At 69.5% G+C, this 18,424-nt stretch carries 14 protein-coding genes; 6 read left to right on the top strand and 8 right to left on the bottom strand.

Features of this window, described 5'->3' with window-relative positions; all coding sequences use genetic code 11:
* Positions 1 to 116: 116 nt before the first annotated feature.
* From OG892_RS00195 to OG892_RS00220, 6 genes are read right to left on the bottom strand one after another with little or no spacing between them, the layout of a single operon-like run.
* The gene (locus OG892_RS00195) at positions 117 to 440 is read right to left on the bottom strand and encodes an L-rhamnose mutarotase (protein WP_371628157.1); all 324 of its coding nucleotides are present in this window, start codon (positions 438 to 440) and stop codon (positions 117 to 119) included.
* Positions 437 to 1,981: a sugar ABC transporter ATP-binding protein gene (locus OG892_RS00200; protein ID WP_371628158.1), complete on the bottom strand. Its 1,545-nt coding sequence runs from the start codon at positions 1,979 to 1,981 to the stop codon at positions 437 to 439. Before OG892_RS00200 ends, OG892_RS00195 begins: the two co-directional genes overlap by 4 nt.
* Positions 1,978 to 3,057 (bottom strand): ABC transporter permease, encoded by a 1,080-nt coding sequence (locus tag OG892_RS00205; protein ID WP_371628159.1) that lies wholly within the window; start codon positions 3,055 to 3,057, stop codon positions 1,978 to 1,980. Before OG892_RS00205 ends, OG892_RS00200 begins: the two co-directional genes overlap by 4 nt.
* Entirely contained in the window at positions 3,054 to 4,130 is a 1,077-nt protein-coding gene (locus OG892_RS00210; RefSeq protein ID WP_073738818.1) for an ABC transporter permease, read from the bottom strand. The genes OG892_RS00205 and OG892_RS00210 overlap by 4 nt, the downstream gene beginning before the upstream one ends.
* Positions 4,127 to 5,215 (bottom strand): mandelate racemase/muconate lactonizing enzyme family protein, encoded by a 1,089-nt coding sequence (locus OG892_RS00215; RefSeq protein ID WP_328868228.1) that lies wholly within the window; start codon positions 5,213 to 5,215, stop codon positions 4,127 to 4,129. The genes OG892_RS00210 and OG892_RS00215 overlap by 4 nt, the downstream gene beginning before the upstream one ends.
* A 36-nt stretch (positions 5,216 to 5,251) precedes the next feature.
* Positions 5,252 to 6,340, bottom strand: coding sequence for a substrate-binding domain-containing protein (locus OG892_RS00220; RefSeq protein ID WP_371628160.1), 1,089 nt, complete (start codon positions 6,338 to 6,340; stop codon positions 5,252 to 5,254).
* Positions 6,341 to 6,690: 350 nt separating this feature from the next.
* Between OG892_RS00220 and OG892_RS00225 the strand changes: the two genes are divergently transcribed.
* Positions 6,691 to 7,299 carry a GntR family transcriptional regulator gene (locus OG892_RS00225; RefSeq protein WP_242436891.1) on the top strand — a complete coding sequence of 203 codons (609 nt, stop codon included), beginning with the start codon at positions 6,691 to 6,693 and terminating at the stop codon, positions 7,297 to 7,299.
* Between the two features lie 23 nt (positions 7,300 to 7,322).
* On the opposite strand, the gene OG892_RS00230 is transcribed toward OG892_RS00225, so the two are convergent.
* Positions 7,323 to 8,024, bottom strand: a complete 702-nt coding sequence (locus tag OG892_RS00230; protein WP_079193655.1) for a FadR/GntR family transcriptional regulator — start codon at positions 8,022 to 8,024, stop codon at positions 7,323 to 7,325.
* Between the two features lie 195 nt (positions 8,025 to 8,219).
* Here OG892_RS00230 and OG892_RS00235 point away from each other — a divergent pair, with 195 nt between their 5' ends.
* Both OG892_RS00235 and OG892_RS00240 read left to right on the top strand, forming a co-directional pair.
* Positions 8,220 to 12,017 (top strand): endo-alpha-N-acetylgalactosaminidase family protein, encoded by a 3,798-nt coding sequence (locus OG892_RS00235; protein WP_371628161.1) that lies wholly within the window; start codon positions 8,220 to 8,222, stop codon positions 12,015 to 12,017.
* 378 nt (positions 12,018 to 12,395) lie between these two features.
* Positions 12,396 to 13,835: a hypothetical protein gene (locus OG892_RS00240; RefSeq protein ID WP_328868230.1), complete on the top strand. Its 1,440-nt coding sequence runs from the start codon at positions 12,396 to 12,398 to the stop codon at positions 13,833 to 13,835.
* A 111-nt stretch (positions 13,836 to 13,946) separates the two neighbouring features.
* Here OG892_RS00240 and OG892_RS00245 read toward each other — a convergent pair whose 3' ends face one another.
* On the bottom strand, positions 13,947 to 14,822 hold the full coding sequence (locus OG892_RS00245; protein WP_073738812.1) for a LysR family transcriptional regulator: 876 nt from the start codon (positions 14,820 to 14,822) through the stop codon (positions 13,947 to 13,949).
* A gap of 94 nt (positions 14,823 to 14,916) precedes the next feature.
* Here OG892_RS00245 and OG892_RS00250 point away from each other — a divergent pair, with 94 nt between their 5' ends.
* From OG892_RS00250 to OG892_RS00260, 3 genes are read left to right on the top strand one after another with little or no spacing between them, the layout of a single operon-like run.
* Positions 14,917 to 15,948 (top strand): hydroxyacid dehydrogenase, encoded by a 1,032-nt coding sequence (locus OG892_RS00250; RefSeq protein WP_371628162.1) that lies wholly within the window; start codon positions 14,917 to 14,919, stop codon positions 15,946 to 15,948.
* An 11-nt stretch (positions 15,949 to 15,959) separates the two neighbouring features.
* The gene (locus OG892_RS00255; protein WP_073738810.1) at positions 15,960 to 17,102 is read left to right on the top strand and encodes a mandelate racemase/muconate lactonizing enzyme family protein; all 1,143 of its coding nucleotides are present in this window, start codon (positions 15,960 to 15,962) and stop codon (positions 17,100 to 17,102) included.
* 8 nt (positions 17,103 to 17,110) lie between these two features.
* On the top strand, positions 17,111 to 18,421 hold the full coding sequence (locus OG892_RS00260; RefSeq protein WP_073738809.1) for a sugar ABC transporter substrate-binding protein: 1,311 nt from the start codon (positions 17,111 to 17,113) through the stop codon (positions 18,419 to 18,421).
* Positions 18,422 to 18,424 lie beyond the last annotated feature (3 nt).

The following is an 18,424-nucleotide window of genomic DNA, read 5'->3' on the forward strand; positions in this document are numbered from 1 at the left end:
GAAGACGCGGGGTGCCCGGGAGAGCGAGGGCCGCGCCCTCCCGGGGCTGCGGGAACGGCGCACCGGCGCCGCCGGACGGTTCTCGTGTACGGAGGGCCTACGGCCTGTCCGGCGGCCTACTCCATGAGGAAGACCTGCTCGCCCGATGCCCACCAGGCACCGGGCCCGGCTTCGTCCACGGGCCGCTGGCAGGGAGCTGTGAGCCGCCACCACTCCTGGGTGGCCGGGTCGTCGGCCATCAGGGCGAGGTCGGCGGCCAGGTCGTCGCCGTGGTACTCGAAGTAGCTGAACAGCCTGTCGCCGAGCAGGTGGATCGAGTAGTTGGCAATATGGGAGCGCCGCAGCCGGTCGAGCACGGGCCCGGGGACGGCACGGTGCAGCTCCCGGTACTCCGCCGCCTTCCCCGGGCGCAGACCGATGACCTGCGCGACCCGCCTCACGCGGTCGGTCCCTTCGGGGACCCGGCCAGGACCGGCCGGTCGTGGATCATACGGATGATCCGGCCGCTCATCCGGCCGTAGTCGTGGTCGTTGGCCACCTCGCCGCGGATGCGGTGACCGGCCATCACGACGACCCGGTCGGCCAGGGTCACCATCTCCGCCAGGTCGCTGCTGATCAGCAGGATCGGCAGTCCGCCGCGGGCGAGCTCCCAGATCAGCTCGTGGAAGGCGTGCTTGGTCCGCACGTCCACACCGACGGTCGGTTCGTCGACGACCAGCAGCCGGGTGTCGGCCGCCAGCCACTTCGACAGACTGACCTTCTGCTGGTTGCCGCCCGACAGCTCACCGGCGTTCTGCGCGAGCCCGGAGATCCTGATGCCGAGGCGCTCGACAAGATCCTCCGCGGTCTCGCGCTCCCGGCGGGCGGGAACGTATCCGATGGCGTTCGCCAGCTTCCGCCACACCGTCACGGTGATGTTGCGGAGGATGGGCTGCTCCAGGAAGACACCCTCCTCCTTGCGGTTCTCCGTCAGATACCCGATCCCGTACCCGTGCAGCGCCTGCCGCGGCGAGCCGATCCTCGCGGGCTCCCCGTACACCCGGATCTCACCGCCGGTCACCCGGTCCAGACCGAGCACCGCCCTGACCAGTTCGCTGCGCCCCGCGCCGACCAGGCCGTACAGCCCGACGATCTCCCCGGGGAGCACGTCGAGGGAGATGTCACGGTGGCCGGAGGCCGTCGAGAGCCCGGTGAGGGAGAGCGCGGGCGTCGCGGACGTGTCCACGGGCCGCGGGGTCATCGCCGTCACCGCGTGGGCGCGTCCGACCATCAGGGTCACGACGTCGTCCTGGGTGTGCTCCGCGAGCGGCGCGGATTCGAGCACGGACCGGCCGTCGCGCAGCACGGTGACGGTGTCGCAGACCGCGAAGACCTCCTCCAGCTTGTGACTGACGAAGACCACACACGTGCCGCGTTCGGTGAGCCGCCGGATGACGTCGAAGAGATGCTCGGCCTCCTGCGGGGAGAGGGAGGCGGTCGGCTCGTCGAGCAGGAGAACCTTGCTGTCGGTGTGGAGCGCTTTGGCGATCTCCACCAACTGCTGCTGTGCGACAGACAGTTCGGATACAAGTTGGTGCGGATCGATGTCGAGGCCGAGTTCGGCCAGACAGCGCCGGGCCGGAGCCGTCATGGCCTCCCGGTCGACCAGGCCACGGCGCGAGGGCGGGTTCTGCAGCGTGATGTTCTCGGCCACGGAGAACCCGGGGATCAGATTGCGCTCCTGGTGCACGACGCCGACGCCGGCCCGCATGGCGTCCAGCGGGGAGCGCGGCTGGATCTCCTGGCCGCCCCTGAGGAGCCTGCCGCCGTCCGGCGCGTGCACGCCGGTGATCACCTTGATGAGGGTGGACTTCCCCGCCCCGTTCTCGCCCAGCAGGGCGTGCACGGAGCCTGCGGTGAGCCGCAGGCCGACGCCGTCGAGGGCGCGGACACCGGGGAAGACCTTGACGATCTGATCGCATTCCAGCAGGACTTCGCTCATCGGGTCTCTCCCATCGGCGTCGGTACGGCCGTCGGCCGGGGTGTCTCCTCGGGAGGTGGCGGTGGGGGAGCGCCGCCGGGTGATACGCCCTTCTTGGCGAGGTGGCCCTGGTGGAGGCGACCGCCGACGACGGTGCCGAGCACGACCACCCCGATGAGGAAGTTGACCCAGCTCGGGTCGAGCGAGAACTGCGCCCGCGCCGTGTCGATCAGGCGCATGACGAAGGCGGCGAGCACGGTCCCGAGCACGGCGACGGAGCCGCCGGTCAACGCCACGCCGCCGATGATGGGCGCCGCGAAGCTGGGCAGCAGCCAGTCTCCGCCGACACTGCGGTTGACCCCGGGCAGCGAGGCCGTGGCGGTCAGCGCGGCGATGCCGATGAGTAGCCCGGACAGGGTGTGCGCGAGCACGATCTGCCGGTCGGTGGAAATGCCGGAGAGCTTGGCGGCGAGCGGGTTCCCGCCCGCGGCCAGCAGCCGCCGCCCCGCCACCGTGCGGTACATGAAGGCGGCGAGGAGACCGGCCGCGACCAGGGCCGTGACGAAGACCAGCGGGATGTTCAGCGGCGCTGCGCGGCCGAAGTCGCGCAGCGTGGCGGAGTACCCGTCGATGGTGCGGGTCCCGGAGAGCCGGTACTGCGCACCCAGCAGGATGGTCATGGTGCCGAGCGTCACGATGAAGCCGTTGATACGTGTGGCGACGATGAACACGCCGGTGATCAGGCCGATCAGGGTCGCGCCCAGCACACCGATCAGGACGGCGAGTCCGGCAGGGACACCGGCGTCGACCATCAGGACGCCCATCAGGCAGGCGCTGAACCCGCCCAGCGCCCCGACCGCGAGATTGAGCTGCCCCACACTGAGGGCGACCATCTGGGCCAGCCCGATCAGGACCGGTGTGGCGAGGTACTGCAGGAACGTACGGAGTGAGGGCCCTTCGAAGAAGGTCCCGGACGACGAGATGCCGAGGGCGACGTAGCCGACGACGACCACGCCCAGCAGGGTGGTCGTCGTGGAGCGCGAGAAGCGCCGCAGCGCGGACCATGCCGCCGTACTGCTGTCCTGGAGCGGGGTCATGTGGAACGCACCACCTTGCGGTAGGACACGACGGTGCGCACCCGGTCGGCGGACAGGGCCAGGAGCAGGACGCAGCCGAGGTAGATGTTGAGGCTTTCGAGACCGACGCCGAGCAGGTCCAGACCCTTGCGGATCACACCGACCAGTGAGGTGCCGAGCAGAGCGCCGACGACGGAGACGACGCCGCCGGTGAGCAGGGTCCCGCCCAGGACCGCGCCCAGGAACGAGGGGAGCATGAAGTCGTCGCCGATGGACGCGCGGAACGTGCCCGTGCCGACGGCGGCCATGAAACCGGCCAGTGCGGCGAGCAGCCCCGAGAGCGCGTGCGCGAGCACGATCCTGCGTCCGGTGGGGATGCCGGACAGCTCGGCGGCACTCGGGTTGGCGCCGGTGAGCAGCAGCTCGCGTCCCATCCGGGTACGGGAGTAGAGGAAGCCGAGGCCGACGAGGGCGATCACGGTGAACTGGATGATCTGCGGGACGGCCGGCGAGCCGCAGACGGGCCCGACACAGATGTCGGCGAGCGAGTAGGAACGCAGCTCCGCCAGCCCGTCCGGACGGGCGGTGAACGCGGCGTTGTCCGTGAGGGCCGAGTAGAGCAGAGAGACGAGTCCCAGCAGGGCGAAGTCCATGGCCAGCGTCACGACGAAGGAGTTCACCCCGGTACGGGCGATGATCCAGCCGGTCAGCGCGCCGATCGCACAGCCCGCCACCAGGCACAGCACCAGGCCGAGCGGCAGCGACAGACCGAGCCGGTCGTAGCCGAAGCCGGCGAAGAACGCGCCGAAGGCGGCCATGCGCCCGACGGCGAGGTTCATGTGCCCGATGGACAGCACCACCATCTGCGCCAGTGCCACCACCGTCAGCGTCGAGATGTCCCTCAGGAGCGGGAAGAGCACCAGCCGCTCGTCGAAGAACGCCGGGCGCAGAACACCGAACAGAGCGGCGAGCGCGATGATGATGACGAGGAGCCCGAGCCGCTGGTTGACCCAGAACGGCAGCCGGTGTGCCGGCCGGGCCCCGTCGGTGGGGCGGTCCGTCTCGCTGCCGGGTGGAGCGACGGCCGTCTTCATGACACCCTCCGCCGGTCGATGGCGTCCATGTCCCAGTCGATCCCGATGCCCGGCTCGTCCGGAGCGACGGCCAGACCGTCCCGCACGGTCAGCTCGGTGCGGGTGACCGCGCGCAGCTGCGGGATGTACTCCACGTACGCGCCGTTGGCGACGGCGGCGACGAGGCTGACGTGCAGTTCCATCAGGAAGTGCGGGCACACCTCGACGTTGAACGTCTCGGCGAGGTGGGCGACCTTCAGCCACGGCGTGATCCCGCCGACCCTGGCCACGTCGACCTGTACGACAGAGGCCGCGCCGGTCTCCAGGTAGCTGCGGAACTGCATGGGCGCGTACATCGACTCGCCGACCGCGATCGGGATCCGGGTCGAGCGGGCGAGCCGGGCATGGCCGCTGATGTCGTCGGCGGGCATGGGTTCCTCGAGCCAGTACGGATCGTACGGTTCGAGGGCGGCGGCCAACCGCACGGCGGAGGACAGCGACTGCGACTGGTTCGCGTCGGTCATGATGTGCAGGAACGGTCCCACGGCCTCGCGTACGGCACGCAGGCGCTCCGCGTCCTCAGCCGGGTGCGGCTTGCCGACCTTGATCTTGACGCCCGAGAACTGCGCCTCCTTCGCGGCGAGGGCCGACTTGACCAGCTCGTCGGTGCCCAGGTGGAGCCAGCCGCCCTCGGTGTCGTACACCGGTATCTCCCGGCGGTGACCGCCGGCCAGCCGCCACAGGGGTTCGCCGGCGCGCTTGCAGCGCAGGTCCCACAGCGCCGTGTCGATCGCGGCGAGCGCGAGCGAGGTGATCGCGCCGGTGGTGGTGGCACGGGTCAGGCCGAACAGCTCCTGCCAGAGCCCCTCAACGTTGCGGGCGTCCTTCCCGGCGAGGAGTGGCAGCAGATGGTCGCGCAGGAGGGCCAGGACGGACGTGCCGCCGGTGCCGATGGTGTAGGCGTAGCCGGTTCCCTCGATGCCGTCCGTGGTCGTCAGGGTGACGAGGACCGTCTCCTGTTTGACGAAGGACTGCACGGCGTCGGTGCGGTCGGTCTCCACCGCGATGTCGGCCAGCAGGGCCGTCGCTTTCGTGATCATGGTCATGCCGGTTGCTGACTTTCTGTCGTTGTGCCGGGACGGTCAGCCGCAGGAGAGGTACTCGTCGGCGAACTGCTTCTTCAGCTCCGCTGTCTTGGTGTCGCGCGCCTTGTCGTACGTCCCGAGGTTCGGCTTCGTGACGACGAAGGAACCCGAGTCGATGACCTGGCCCGGCTGCTTGACCGTGCACTGCTTGGTCTGCAGGAGCGCGAGCGCCCAGGCGCCGATCTCGGCCTGACCCACCGGGTTCTGCACGACCGTGGCGCTCACCGAGCCGTTCTTGATCGAGGAGAGGATCTTGGCGTCGTCGTCGATCGCCACGACCTTGGCTTTCGAGCCCGTCTCCTGAACGGCCTCGGCCGCGGCGACCGCCGGGTTGTACGCGGTCGAGACGATGCCCTGGATCCGTGAGCCCTTGGTCGCGAGCAGGTCGGAGACGGCCTTCTGCGCGGTCTGGAGGTCCTTGTCGATATCGGTGATGTTCTGCAGCAGGTCGACCTTGCCGCCGGTCTCCTTCACGGCCTTCTGCACGCCCTTGATCCGAAGCTGCGTGTTGGCGTCGACGTTGTTGCCCGTCAGGTGAACGATCGTGCCCTTGCCGCCCATCGCCTCGATGGTGGCCTCGGCCGCCTTGTAGGCGGCGAGTTCCACATCGGTGGAGAGGCAGAAGTCGGCCTCGTTCCTGCCGCCGGCGGGGCACGACCCCAGGGAGGCCACCGCGAAGCCCTGGGACTTGAGGTCGGAGAAGGTGGTGTTGACGTCGGTGGGGGACACCCCGAAGACACCGAAGGCGTTGTAGCCGCGCGCGGCCAGGGTCGACAGCAGGTTGTTCTGCTTCTGCTGGTCCCACTCGGCCGTCTCGTCGAACGTCACATCGCCCAGCTTCAGCGTCTTCTCGGCATCCGCGCCCGCCTTCTTCCATGGCTGGAAGTACGGGTGGGCGCCGCCCGGGACGAGTGCGACCTTGGTGCCGGAACCGTCGGCGAGTTCGGCGCTCCCCTTGCCGGTCTTGGCGGTCGCGGTGCCGGCCGGCCCGCTGCCGTCGGAGGTCTTCACGGTGCATGCGGTCGAAGCGATGGCCAGGAGGGCGAGGGTGGCGGCGACGGACACCGCGGATCTGCGAAGGATCATGATCATTGCCTCAGTTGAATCAGATAGGATTCTGTTGCCGAGATGTTGTGGGAGGAGGGATCGGATCGTCAAGGCCTGTGCGTCGAATACTTTGTATGAGGTGTGCAAATCGTTGTGATGAGCTGCCGTTGCTCCTGATCCGGGCGGGAGTCCGGCCTTCCGGCGTATGGCCTTTCGGGGTTGAGGCATGTTGAATCACATAGGATTGTTGAGCTTGGGGGAGTAGCGCTATGCCGGTGAATCACACCGATGGGACGGAGTCCGTCCCGCTCGCGGCCACTGAGTGGGGTGCCGGCGCGGGGGTGAAGCGCGAGGTGCTGGGGGACAGCGTCTACGAGGCCGTCAAGGCGATGGTGATGGACCACGTGATCCAGCCGGGCGCCCGGGTCGGCATCGAGGCACTGTCCCGGTCGCTGGGCGTCTCGCCCACCCCGGTGCGTGAGGCGCTGGCCCGCCTCGAAGCGGACGGTCTGGTCCTCAAGCGGTCACTGTCGGGCTACCGCACCACCGAACTGCTGGGCCGGCGAGACGTGGAGGAACTCTTCGAAATGCGGCTCCTTCTGGAGCCCCGGGCCGCGGCTCTGGCCGCCGAGCACGCCGGAGACAAGGCGCTGGACCGGATCGAGGCCCTGATGGAGGAGATGCAGGGCCTGCCCGACAAGGGCCACAGCTTCGCCGTTTACGGGCGCTTCGCGGCGCTGGACCAGCGCTTCCACGACACGCTCGCCGCCGCCTCGGGGCGCACCTTGCTCGCCGCCGCGGTGGAGCGCCTGCACGCACACCTCCACCTCTTCCGGCTCAGCCCGGTCACGGGCGGCAGCCCCGCCACGGCCGTCGAACACAGCCGGATCCTGCGAGCGGTACTGCGGCGCAACGCCCAACGGGCGGAGGACGCCATGCGGGAGCATCTGGAGCTCAGCCTCGCGCGGCATCTCAGCCGGTACGAGGACGGCGCCTGAGCGGCGCCCTTGCGGGGGCGTGGCTACGGCGTGATCTCCAAGTCCTCACCCGTCTCCGTCAGATGCGCCGCCATGGCCGCGACAGCCCTCTCGGGATCACCCGCCGCGATGGCGTCCACGATCGCGCGATGGGCGGTGATCGTGTCGTGCTGGCTCTCGCCGCGCCGCGAGCGGCCGTCGTAACTGGCCAGCCGGTGCTCGGTCAGGACGTCGCCGAGGGACTCCAGGACCAGTTCCAGGATGCCGTTGTCGGCCGTCCTGGCGATCTCGTGATGGAACGCCAGGTCGAGCGCCACGAAGCGGTCGCGGTCGTCGACCGCCTCCTCCATCTTCTCCAGCAGTGCGGTGGCATCCTCTGTGGACGCCTCTCCCGCACCCACGCGCACCGCCGCCCGCGAGGCCATGGCCCTTTCGACCGCGCCACGGGCATCCAGAACGTCCTCGAAACGAAGCGACTGCTGGCGCAGCCGGAACCCCAGGATCTGAGCGAAGACACGCGCGGTCGGTACATTGACGCGGGCCGGCCGGCCCTGGCTGGAGATGAGGATCTCCCGCGCCGCCAGAGCCCGGATCGCCTCACGGACCGCGAGCCTGTTCACCCCGAACCGCGCGGCCAGTTCGCCCTCCGGCGGTACTTGGTCGCCCGGCTTCAGGCCGGTCTCCTCGATCAGCGTGATGATCTCGCTTGCGACCTGGTCGAACAGCGTGGTGCGGCGCACTGCCACGTCGGGACTCCTTCGAGGATGATCCTGGGCAGCGTCAGCCTACTGCCGGGTGTTGACCTGCTCCGATGCTCTCTCCTCGGCGGTGGTCCCCCTGCTGACACGACCTCAGATGCCCGCCGATCGCCGCGATCACCGGCGGTAGACCGAAGCGCACGAGACCTAGTGGCATAGCTGCTTAACTGCTAAGTAGTATTCATGCAACGTTACTCACGAGCAGGCCTGCTTCTGGCGGCCGTGCTGACCGTGTCGCCCGCCCTCACCGGGCAGGCACACGCGACGAACGACGCGACGGAGTCGGCGGAGACTGCACTGGTCATCGAATCCGCAGGTCTGCGGGTGCGCACCGGAGCGCAGTTCCCCTACGTACTCGACTACACCGACCGGGCGAACGGAGCCGTCCTCGGCGGCCGGGCCACGCCCCTCGACACCGTGGTACTCAACGGCGCACCGCACCGGGCCGTGGGCCGAGCGAGCGTCGAGGGCGCGACGGCCCGCTACCGGCTGACCTTCCCCGACCTCGACGGCGTCCGCATCGACGCGCACATAGCGGTCAAAGGCTCCCAGGTCACCTTCCGGATCGACCGGATCACCGACACCGCCGGCTTCCGTGTCCACACGATCGACATCCCGGGCCACAACCTCCTCTCCGTACGCGGAGACCAGCCCGGCGCGCACGTCACCGCGGCCCGTGTCGACCCGGACAAGAACGGCAAGGGCGACACCTTCACCGCCGTCACCCAGGACACGCCCGCCGACGCGTCCCCGCAGGGCTCGGCGTACGCCATCGTCAACACGGACCGGCTCGCCGCCGCGATCGAGACCAACTCCGTGCAGGACGAGGCCACCAGCGAGAACACCCGGGTGAAGCGCCAGGCCGTCAAGACCGACGGCACGACCGAGGTCGGAGTCTCCAGCGGGCAGTGGACCTACCGCGCCGCGGGGTCGCCCTTCACCGAGGAGCTTCCGTGGGCGAAGGTCGTCGTCACCGGCGACCGCAACACCGACGCCAAGGTCGACTGGCAGGACGGCGCCATAGCCTTCCGCTCGATCGGAGTGCGGGCCAAGGGATCCGAAGACACCCCCGGCCGTGTGGTCACCCACATCCCTTTCAACTTCGCGAGCTACGCGAGCAACCCCTTCACCAAGACGCTCGACAATGTCAAGCGGATCTCGCTGGCCACCGACGGCCTCGGCCAGCTCGCCCTCCTCAAGGGCTACGCCCAGGAGGGCCACGACTCCGCCCACCCCGACTACGGCGGCAACTACAACACCCGGGCCGGTGGGCTCAAGGACCTCAACGCCCTCGCGAAGGCCGGCAAGGACTGGGGAGCCTCGTTCGGCGTCCACGTGAACTCCACCGAGGCGTACCCGGAGGCCAAGGCGTTCAGCGACACGCTGGTCGACGCCAAGGCCAAGGGCTGGGACTGGCTCGGCCAGTCCTACTACATCGACCAGCGCCGTGATCTCACCAGTGGTGACATAGCCAAGCGCTTCCAGCAGCTGAGGGACGAGACCGACCCCAACCTCAAGTTCCTCTACATGGACGTCTACTACAGCCACGGCTGGAAGTCCGACCGCCTCCAGACCGAACTGCGCAAGCAGGGCTGGCAGCTGGGCACCGAGTGGGGCGACAAGATGGAGCGCTCCTCCCTCTGGTCGCACTGGGCCAACGAACCGAGCTACGGCGGCGACGCCAACCGTGGCATCAACTCCAAGGTCATCCGGTTCATCCGCAACAGCGAGAAGGACGTCTGGATCGACAACCCGCTGCTCGGCTCCGCGAACATCAAGGAATGGGAGGGCTGGGGCAACCAGAACGACTGGAACAAGTTCTACGCCAACATCTGGAACCGGAACCTCCCCGCCAAGTTCCTGCAGCGACAGCAGATCACCCAGTGGACCGACCACGAGGTGGAACTCACCGGCGGTGTCCGCGTCACCGACGCCTCCGGTACCCGCCAGGTGTTCGTCGGCGACGACAAGGTGCAGGACGGCAACGCCTACCTGCTTCCCTGGACCGGCGCCAAGGCCTACCACTGGAACCCGGCCGGCGGCACCAGCACCTGGCCGGTCCCGAAGCAGTGGAAGAACGAGAAGTCGGTCACCCTCTACAAGCTGACCGACCAGGGCCGGGTCAAGGCCGGCACGCTCCCCGTCCGGAACGGGAAGATCACCATCGACGCGGCCAAGGACCAGCCCTACGTCGTCTACCGCAACGACCGCGACTCCATCCGGCAGCCGGACTTCGGACAGGGCTCCCACGTAACCGACCCCGGCTTCAACTCGGGCACCCTCAAGGGCTGGCAGGCCGATGGACCAGCCTCTGTCCGGCGCAACGCACTCGGCCAGTACGAGGCCGTCATCCCCGCTTCCGCCACCGGCACCCGGCTCACCACGACCCTGCGCGACCTCGTCCCGGGCAAGCGCTACGCCGCCTCCGCCTGGGTCGAGGTGCAGCCCGGCGCGTCCCGCAGGGTCACCCTGACCGCCGGCGGTGCGAGGAACTGGATCGACCGGTCGACAGCCAAGGACGCCATCGGAATCGATGAGAAGAGCGGCACCTACTTCCAGCGCACGGCAGTCCGCTTCACGGCCACGGCCGGGACGGCGAAGCTGACCGTCGACGCTGCGGCGGGCGATGCCGAGGTGAAGTTCGACGACGTCCGCCTGGTGAACACCACCAAGTCCGAGAAGGCGGGCACGGTCGCCCACTGGGACTTCGAGGACAACGAGCAGGGCTGGGGCCCCTTCGTGCAGACCGAGCCCGGGGACATCCGCACCGTGCGCTCCGAGAAGCACGCCCCGTACACCATGGCGGGCTGGAACGGTCAGCTCACCGATCAGACCCTCGACGGCAACCACTCGCTGAAGTCCCACGAGGAGGGTGCCCAGCTCGTCTACCGGACGATTCCGCAGACCGTGCGGTTCGAGCCCGGCCACCGCTACCGGGTCTCCTTCGACTACCAGAACGCGTTCGCCGGCCAGTACGCCCTGTCCACCGGGTACGACCGGCTCAACGCGACCGGCGCCGGGACGACCGAGACGCAGCAGATCCCCTTCGGGCAGCAGCGGACCACGGCCCGCTACAACCACGAGTTCACCGCGGGCGACTGCGGCGACTATTACGTCGGCATCCGCAAGGTGGGAAGCGCCCCCGACCAGGCCGACTTCGTGATGGACGACTTCACCGTGACCGACCTGGGCGAGACGGACGACGTCCCCTCCTGCGCGACGCTCGCCGTCCACCCGAAGTCCGGCAAGCTCGTGCCGGGCGCGGCCAACAGCGTCGACGTGGCGTTCACCAACGGCGAGACGGCGGCGGCCACCGACGTCGAGACAGAGCTGACCGTCCCCGACGGCTGGACCGCCCGGCCCGAGACGTCGGCCACGCTCGGCTCCGTCGCCCCCGGCGCCACCGCCGGGGTGACCTGGAAGGTCACCCCGAAGGCCGGCATCCCCGCCGGCACGTTCACCCTCAACGCCCGTGCGTCGTACACCGCGGGCGGGAAGAAGACCTCGACCGCGGCGGCCGTCGAGGTCAGTACGGTCCCGCCCGACTACCTGCCGCAGGACCGCATCAAGATCGTGGACGTCGACAGCCAGGAGACCGAGGGCGAGGACACTCCGGCCGCCCACGCCCTCGACGGCGATCCCGCCACCTGGTGGGGCACCGGCTGGTCGGCCTCGTCCCCTGACTACCCGCACCACATCACGCTCGACCTCGGTGGCTCCCACCCGCTGAAGGAGTTCAGGTACCTGCCGCGCCAGAACAACACCAACGACCGGATCAAGGACTATGAGGTCTACGTCTCGGCCGACGGCCGGAACTGGGGCCCGCCGGCCGCCAAGGGCACCTGGCCCGACGGCGCCGACGAGCAGATCGTGCCGCTCGGCGGACGCACCGGCGGCTACATCAAGCTCGTCGCCCTCAGCTCCGTCAACGGTCAGCCGTGGGCGGGCGCGGCGGAACTGAACGTCCTCACCCAGAACTGAAGGCCGGGGCCGGAAGGCGGCGCCTCCTGGTGGATCGCAGGCGCCGCCTTCGCCGTCGACGGCGGATCAGCCGGTCCCGGGCGCTCAGCACCACGTACTCCCGCTGGCCCAGGGGCTGTTCGATGTGCGAGGACATCAGACCCAGCCGGCTGGCTATATAGCAGCTAAGCTGTCAAGGGCTCCTGGGCCGGAGCGAACTGTGTCCGTACCGCCGGACGGCCGAGGTCACGGAAGTTGCCCGCTTCCGAGGCGGAGACCCCCGGGAACGGGCGAGTCCGCCCGGTCGTCCCCGATGTTTCGTCCCGAGCCGTAACGCTTCGTCATCCATCCAGTGGGCCCGACAAGTTCCGGCGCCACAAGTGTCCAAAAGGATCCCCCGTGTTCAATCCTTCCCCCACACCCCTCGCACGTACTGGTGCCCGCCGGGCGACGCTGACGGCGCTCGTCGTCGCCTCGTCGGCCGGACTCGCGATATCCCCGCTCGGCGCCTCCGGGGCGGTGGCGGCCGAGAAGAAGCATCCGATCACGATCGCGGTCACGACCGACCCGGCGCGGCCGCAGCCGGGCGACGACGGCGCGGCGTACATCGCCGAGGTCAAGAAGAGCGTGCTGGCCGCGGCGGAGTTGTGGAGCGACGAGTCCGACGGAAACGTCGAGTTCTCGATCGAGGCCACGCGTTGGGCGCCCGGTCTCGGAACGTGCGACGGCGATCGCGGGCACGCCCGCAGCGAGGTGTCGAAGGCCATCGGCTTCACCGGCGGTCCTCGTAAGCACCTGATCGTGGCAGTCGGCAACTGCGCCGGCGGTTCCGCCACGGGCACGGTGACCAGCGGCCCCGACAGCGGCGGTGCCATCTACGTACCCGGCCTGGGCAGCGGCGGCACCTATGCCCACGAACTCGGGCACAACCTCGGCTTCGGTCACGCCGGCGTGCTCGTCTGCCCCGGTGGCACCGTCGACGGATCGCTGACGGCCGACTGGGGCGAGAAGGGCACGTGCAAGGGCTCGGAGTACGGCGACGCCTGGGACGTTCAGGGCGCGACGCGCTCGTGGATGTTCAAACCGCTCTCCAGCCCGAACCGCATCCGGCTGGGCTGGCTCCCCGCGGACCGCTACCAGGTGGTCAAGGGGGCGGGAGCCGACCAGAAGGTGACGATCCGCTCGCGCGACAACGAGTCGGGCCTCGTCGCGGTACAGGCGACCGATCCGGCTACCGGCCGCACGTTCTACGTCGAACTGAGCCGGCCGGTCGACCGCGACAAGGGCATCGAGAACCCGGACGGACGTGTCACCGAGGCGGAGGGAGCGAAGCTTCGACGGGGCTACGGCGTGCGCGTCCTGCGCTATGTCGGCAAGGGGACCTCGACCATGGTCGTGCCTACGGCCGCCGGCGGCGACGGCGTGCGCAACCTGTACTGGTCGGCCGGCGAGACGTTCAAGACCGCCGACGGCGGGCTGCGCATCGAGGTCGTCAGCAACGACGGCGGGCAGGCGACGCTGCGGATCAAGACCACGGGCGAGGCAGAACAGCCGCTCCGGGCGCCCGCGGCACCGGTCGCCGGTTCCAACGAGCACACCCCCGCCCACGGCGACAAGGGAGACCCGGCGGACCCGGCCGACGCACCCACCGCGGACCCCGCGCCCGCCGCTGATGCGGCGGGCGAGAAGCCGGCGGCCACGGCGAGCGAAGCATCGACGCCCAACCTCGCCCAGTCGGGTACCGATCTCTCGGTCGGCGTCATCGGGCTCGTGCTGGTCTGCGCCGGGGCCGGCGCATTCCTGATCGGCCGGACACGCCTCCTGCGCACTCGGCGCTGAGGAACCCCCGGCGCGTGAGGCGGGCGGTCAGGGCGCAAGGGGGCTCGACCGTCCGCATCGGCAAGGCGGCAGGCCCGGCGGAGGATTCCGCCGGGCCTGCCGCACCTCCCGCTATTCCTCACGCAGCCTCTCCGCCAGCCGCCGCAGCGCCGGGTTCGGGTTGTCGGGGCTCCAGCAGGCGTGCAGCGTCACCGAATGCGCGTCGGCCGCGTCCAGTTCGCGGTACCGGATGCCCTCGACCCTCATCGCCGTGATCGACCGCGGGATCAGCGCGCATCCCAGACCGGCCCGCACCAACGCGAGCATCGTCGGTACCTGTGACGCCAGTTGGCTCACCGCGTACCGGTCCATCCCGATCATCGCCGCGCAGATGTCGTGCAGGTACTGCGAACCCTCCGGGCTGTACCCGATGTAGTCGGCGGTGACGTCGGCCAGTGACACCGGCCCCTCGCCGAACGCCAGCGGATGCGAGTCCGGCACGGCGAGCACCAGATCCTCCGAGTGCACCGGCATCGACTCGAACTTCTCCGGGATCGGCGGCCGCACCAGCCCGAGATCGATATCGAGATTCGCCAACGCCTCGAACTGCTCGGGACTCACCAGCTCCGTCAGCTCCGCCGTCACCCCTGGCGTCCGCCTGCCGACCAGGGTCAGGAAGTCCGCGAGCACGGCGTACGCGCCGATCGCGGTGAACGCGATCCGCAGTGTCCCGGTCGTCCCGTCGGCCGCGCGCCGGGTCGCCTCCGGAGCGACCTCCAGCAGCGCGAGCACGCGGCGGGCGTGCTCCAGGAACACTCCGCCGGCTGCGGTCAGCCGGACGCCGCGGCCGGGGCGGTCGAACAGGCGGACGTCAAGCATCCGTTCAAGGGCCTGGATCTGCCGGGTCAACGGCGGCTGGGTCAGGTTCAGGCGCTGCGCCGCCCGCCCGAAGTGCAGTTCTTCGGCGACGGCGACGAAGCCACGGAGTTGCTGAAGCGTGAAGTCCATGCGCGCACGGTATCGGTTCATGCGAAAACGGGCTTGGACCTGCATGACGGAAGGCGCCTACCGTCAGATTCACGCCAACCCCGAAGGAGCTCCCGTGCCGAATCCCCGACTCGCGGCCCTCATCTCACCCGAACGTGCCGCCGATGTCATCGACGCCGACACGCGCCGGCTACTCGACGAACGCTTCGATGTCGTCTGGGCGGAAGACGGGCACACGACGGGCCCGGCCCAGCCGGGCAACCCGCCCGGTCTCGACCCGGCCGCCCTCCCCGAGTTGGCTGCCGGCGCCGACGTCCTGCTGACCAGCTGGGGCACGCCGAGGCTCGGCAACGAGCTGTGGGCCGGCGGCCAGGGCCCGAAGGTGGTCGCGCACGCGGCCGGCACGGTGAAGCACCTGATCGACCCGGCCGTCCTCGATCACGGCGTCGGCGTCTTCTCGGCCGGCCGGCGGATCGCCTGGTCGGTCGGCGAGTACTGCCTCGGCTCCCTGCTGACCCTCGCCCGCAGGCTTCCCCGGTTCGACGGAGCGATCCGTTCCGGTGGCTGGAAGCAGACGGAGTACCGCGGTCACGAGCTGGCCGGCGCCAAGGTCGGGATCATCGGCGCGAGCAGCACGGCCCGCGCACTGATCACCATGCTCAAACCGTTCGGCTGCGACATCGCGGTCTACGACCCGTACCTGTCGCGCGCCGGCGCACAGGAAATAGGCGTACGGACGACGACGCTCAAGGACGCCGCACGCAGTCCGTTCCTGAGCATCCACGTCCCGAACGTGCCCGAGACGAAAGGCATGATCACCCGCGAGCTGATCGAGAACCTGCCCGACGGCGCGGTCGTGGTCAACTCCTCGCGCGGCCCCGCGATCGACCAGCAAGCCCTCCTGGACCACGCGCTGAGTGGCCGGATCTACGCGGCCCTGGACGTCTACGACCCCGAGCCCTCGACGTTCGACGCGACGGTCCTCCGTGCCCCGAACCTCCTGCTCACCCCGCACATCGCGGGCGACACCGCCGAAGGCCACCTCGCGCTCGCGGGCTATGTGCTGCGCGACGCCCTGCGGTGGCTGGCCGACGGCACCCGAGGACCGAGCTTCGTCGAACCGGCCGCCTGGTCGATCACCGCCTGAAAGGACCGCAGATGTCCCGCATTACCCAGGTCGAGGTCTTCCCGGTCGCCGTACCGTTCGCCCGCAGGTTCGTGCTCGGCAGCGGAGCCGTCGGCGCACCCGACGCCGCGCCGGACCAGTCCGCGGCGGTGATCTTCGTCAAGCTGACCACAGAGGACGGCGTGGTCGGCTGGGGAGAGCAGCGCGCGCTCCCCAGCTGGAGCTACGAGACCGCCGAGACGATGGCCGTCATCATCCGCCGCCACCTCGCGCCGATCCTGCTCGAACTCACCCCGTTCGATGTCGAGCTCTTCCAACGGCGCGCCGCCCAGCGCCTCAGTCCCGCGGTCTCGAACGGCTTCCCGTTCGCCCGCGCCGCGGTCGACGTCGCGATGCACGACGCGGCCGGCAAACTCGCGGGCGTCCCCGTGCACGCGCTGCTCGGCGGCAAGGTGTACGACGAGATCCCGCTCTGCTCGGCGATCGGGGTCGGCGACCAGGACGCGGTCCGCGAGCACGTACTCCAGTCGTCGGACTACGCGGCGTACAAGATCAAGATCGGTGGCGACCTGGACGCCGACACGGCGGCGATCGAGACCGCCGCGGAAGTCGCCGACGGCAAACCGCTGTGGCTCGACGCGAACCAGTCGTACCGCCCGGCCGCCCTCAAGCAACTCCTCGACCGGACGGCGCACATCAGCACGATCCACTGTGTCGAGCAACCCGTGCCGAGCACCGACACGCTCGCGATGAGCCGGCTGCGTGGGCTCATCGACCTGCCGGTCGCGATCGACGAGGGCAGCTTCTCCGCCCAGGACCTGGCGCGCGCGATCCGGCTGGACGCGGCGGACCTGGTCGTGATCAAGGTCTGCAAGTCCGGGGGACTGCGCAACGCCCTGAAGACCGCCCAGACCGCGCTCGCCGGCGGTCTGGAGATCCTGGCCAGCGGTCTCACCGACTGCGGAATCGCGTTCGCCGCCGCACTCCACGTCTTCAGCCAGCTTGAACTCGCCCTGCCCGCCGAACTCAACGGGCCGGAGCTCCTGACCGACCTGTACGTCGACGGGCTGACCATCACCAAGGCCGTCGCGACGGTCCCCACAGCCCCTGGACTGGGCATCGAGGTCGACGAGGAGCGGATTCGCGCCGAGTCGGTCGACCTGCTCTATCGCTGAGGAGAACCATGATCAGTAAGCTGTCCCGCCGCAGCTTCCTCGAGCTCAGCGGCCTCGCCGGCATCGGGCTCGCCGCAGCCGGCTGTTCGTCCGCCCCGTCCTCCGACAGGGCGACCTGGTCCATGTGGTCCAGCAGCGCCGCGGAGACGAAGGTCTGGGAGGACTTCGGCACGTATGTCGAGAAGCAGCTCGGCGTGCGCTCCGTCGCCACCCTGACCCCGTCGAGCGGCTACTCGACCAAGCTCGACCTGCAACTCGTCAGCGGCACCGCGAGCCTGGTCACCGCGCTCAACGGCACCCTGATCCCGACGTACGCCGCCCGCGGCGCGCACCGCCCGCTCGACGACCTGATCGCCGCCGACCCCGACTTCGACCTCGACGACTTCTACGAGACCAGCCGGCGGATCTCGAGCTTCAACGGGCAGACGTACGGCATCGGTTTCGACGTCGCGCCGACCGTCATGTACTACAACAAGGACCTCCTGCAGAAGCAGGGCATCCCGCTGCCGTCACGCACCGAACCGATGTCGTGGGCGACGTTCCGCGAGCTCACCAAGCAGCTCACCAAACCCGGTGAGCAGTACGGCTTCACCTGCGCGCCGCTGATCGGCGACCTGGTGTCGTGGATCTACTGCGCCGGCGGAAACGTGATGAGCGCGGACGGCGGCCGGAGCATCCTCGGTGAGCCGCGGGCGATGGAGGGCCTGCAGTTCGTCATCGACCTGTTCGCGAAGGACAAGGTCACACCGCCGATCAAGAACCTCGTCACCGAGAACTCCCTGTCGAACTTCCTCCAGGGCAACGTCGCGTTCCTGCAGAACGGGCCGTGGCAGGTGGTCAACGCGCGCAAGGCGAAGTTCGACTGGGACGTCATCCCGTTCCCGGCCGGTGCCGCCGGGAGTACGCCGCGCGTCTCGGGCACCAGCTTCGCGATTCCGTCGGGGGTGCGCGAGGGCGCCGAACTCGACCTCGCGTGGAAGCTGCTCAAGACGCTGACCAGCACCGGTGCGCTCGACATCTACGCCGAGGCCGGCCGCAACAACCCGGCGCGGCGCAGTGCGGGCAGCGCGTTCCAGCCGCCGCCCGCCAACCTCGGGATCGTCCAGAACATCCTGGCCGGCAAGCTCGCCGGCGGGCACGCCTACGACGTCACCACGAACTGGAACCAGGTCGAGCAGCTGCTCGGTCAGGATCTGCCGCGCGCCTTCCTCGGCCAGGTCGGCATCCGCGAGGTCATCGACGGCCTCACCCCACGCCTCGACGTACTGATGCGTCAGCATCGCGACACCGTCAGCCAAGCCACGGCCAGGAAGAGGTGATCG

The organism is Streptomyces sp. NBC_00341, from assembly GCF_041435055.1.
GTDB lineage: Bacteria > Actinomycetota > Actinomycetes > Streptomycetales > Streptomycetaceae > Streptomyces.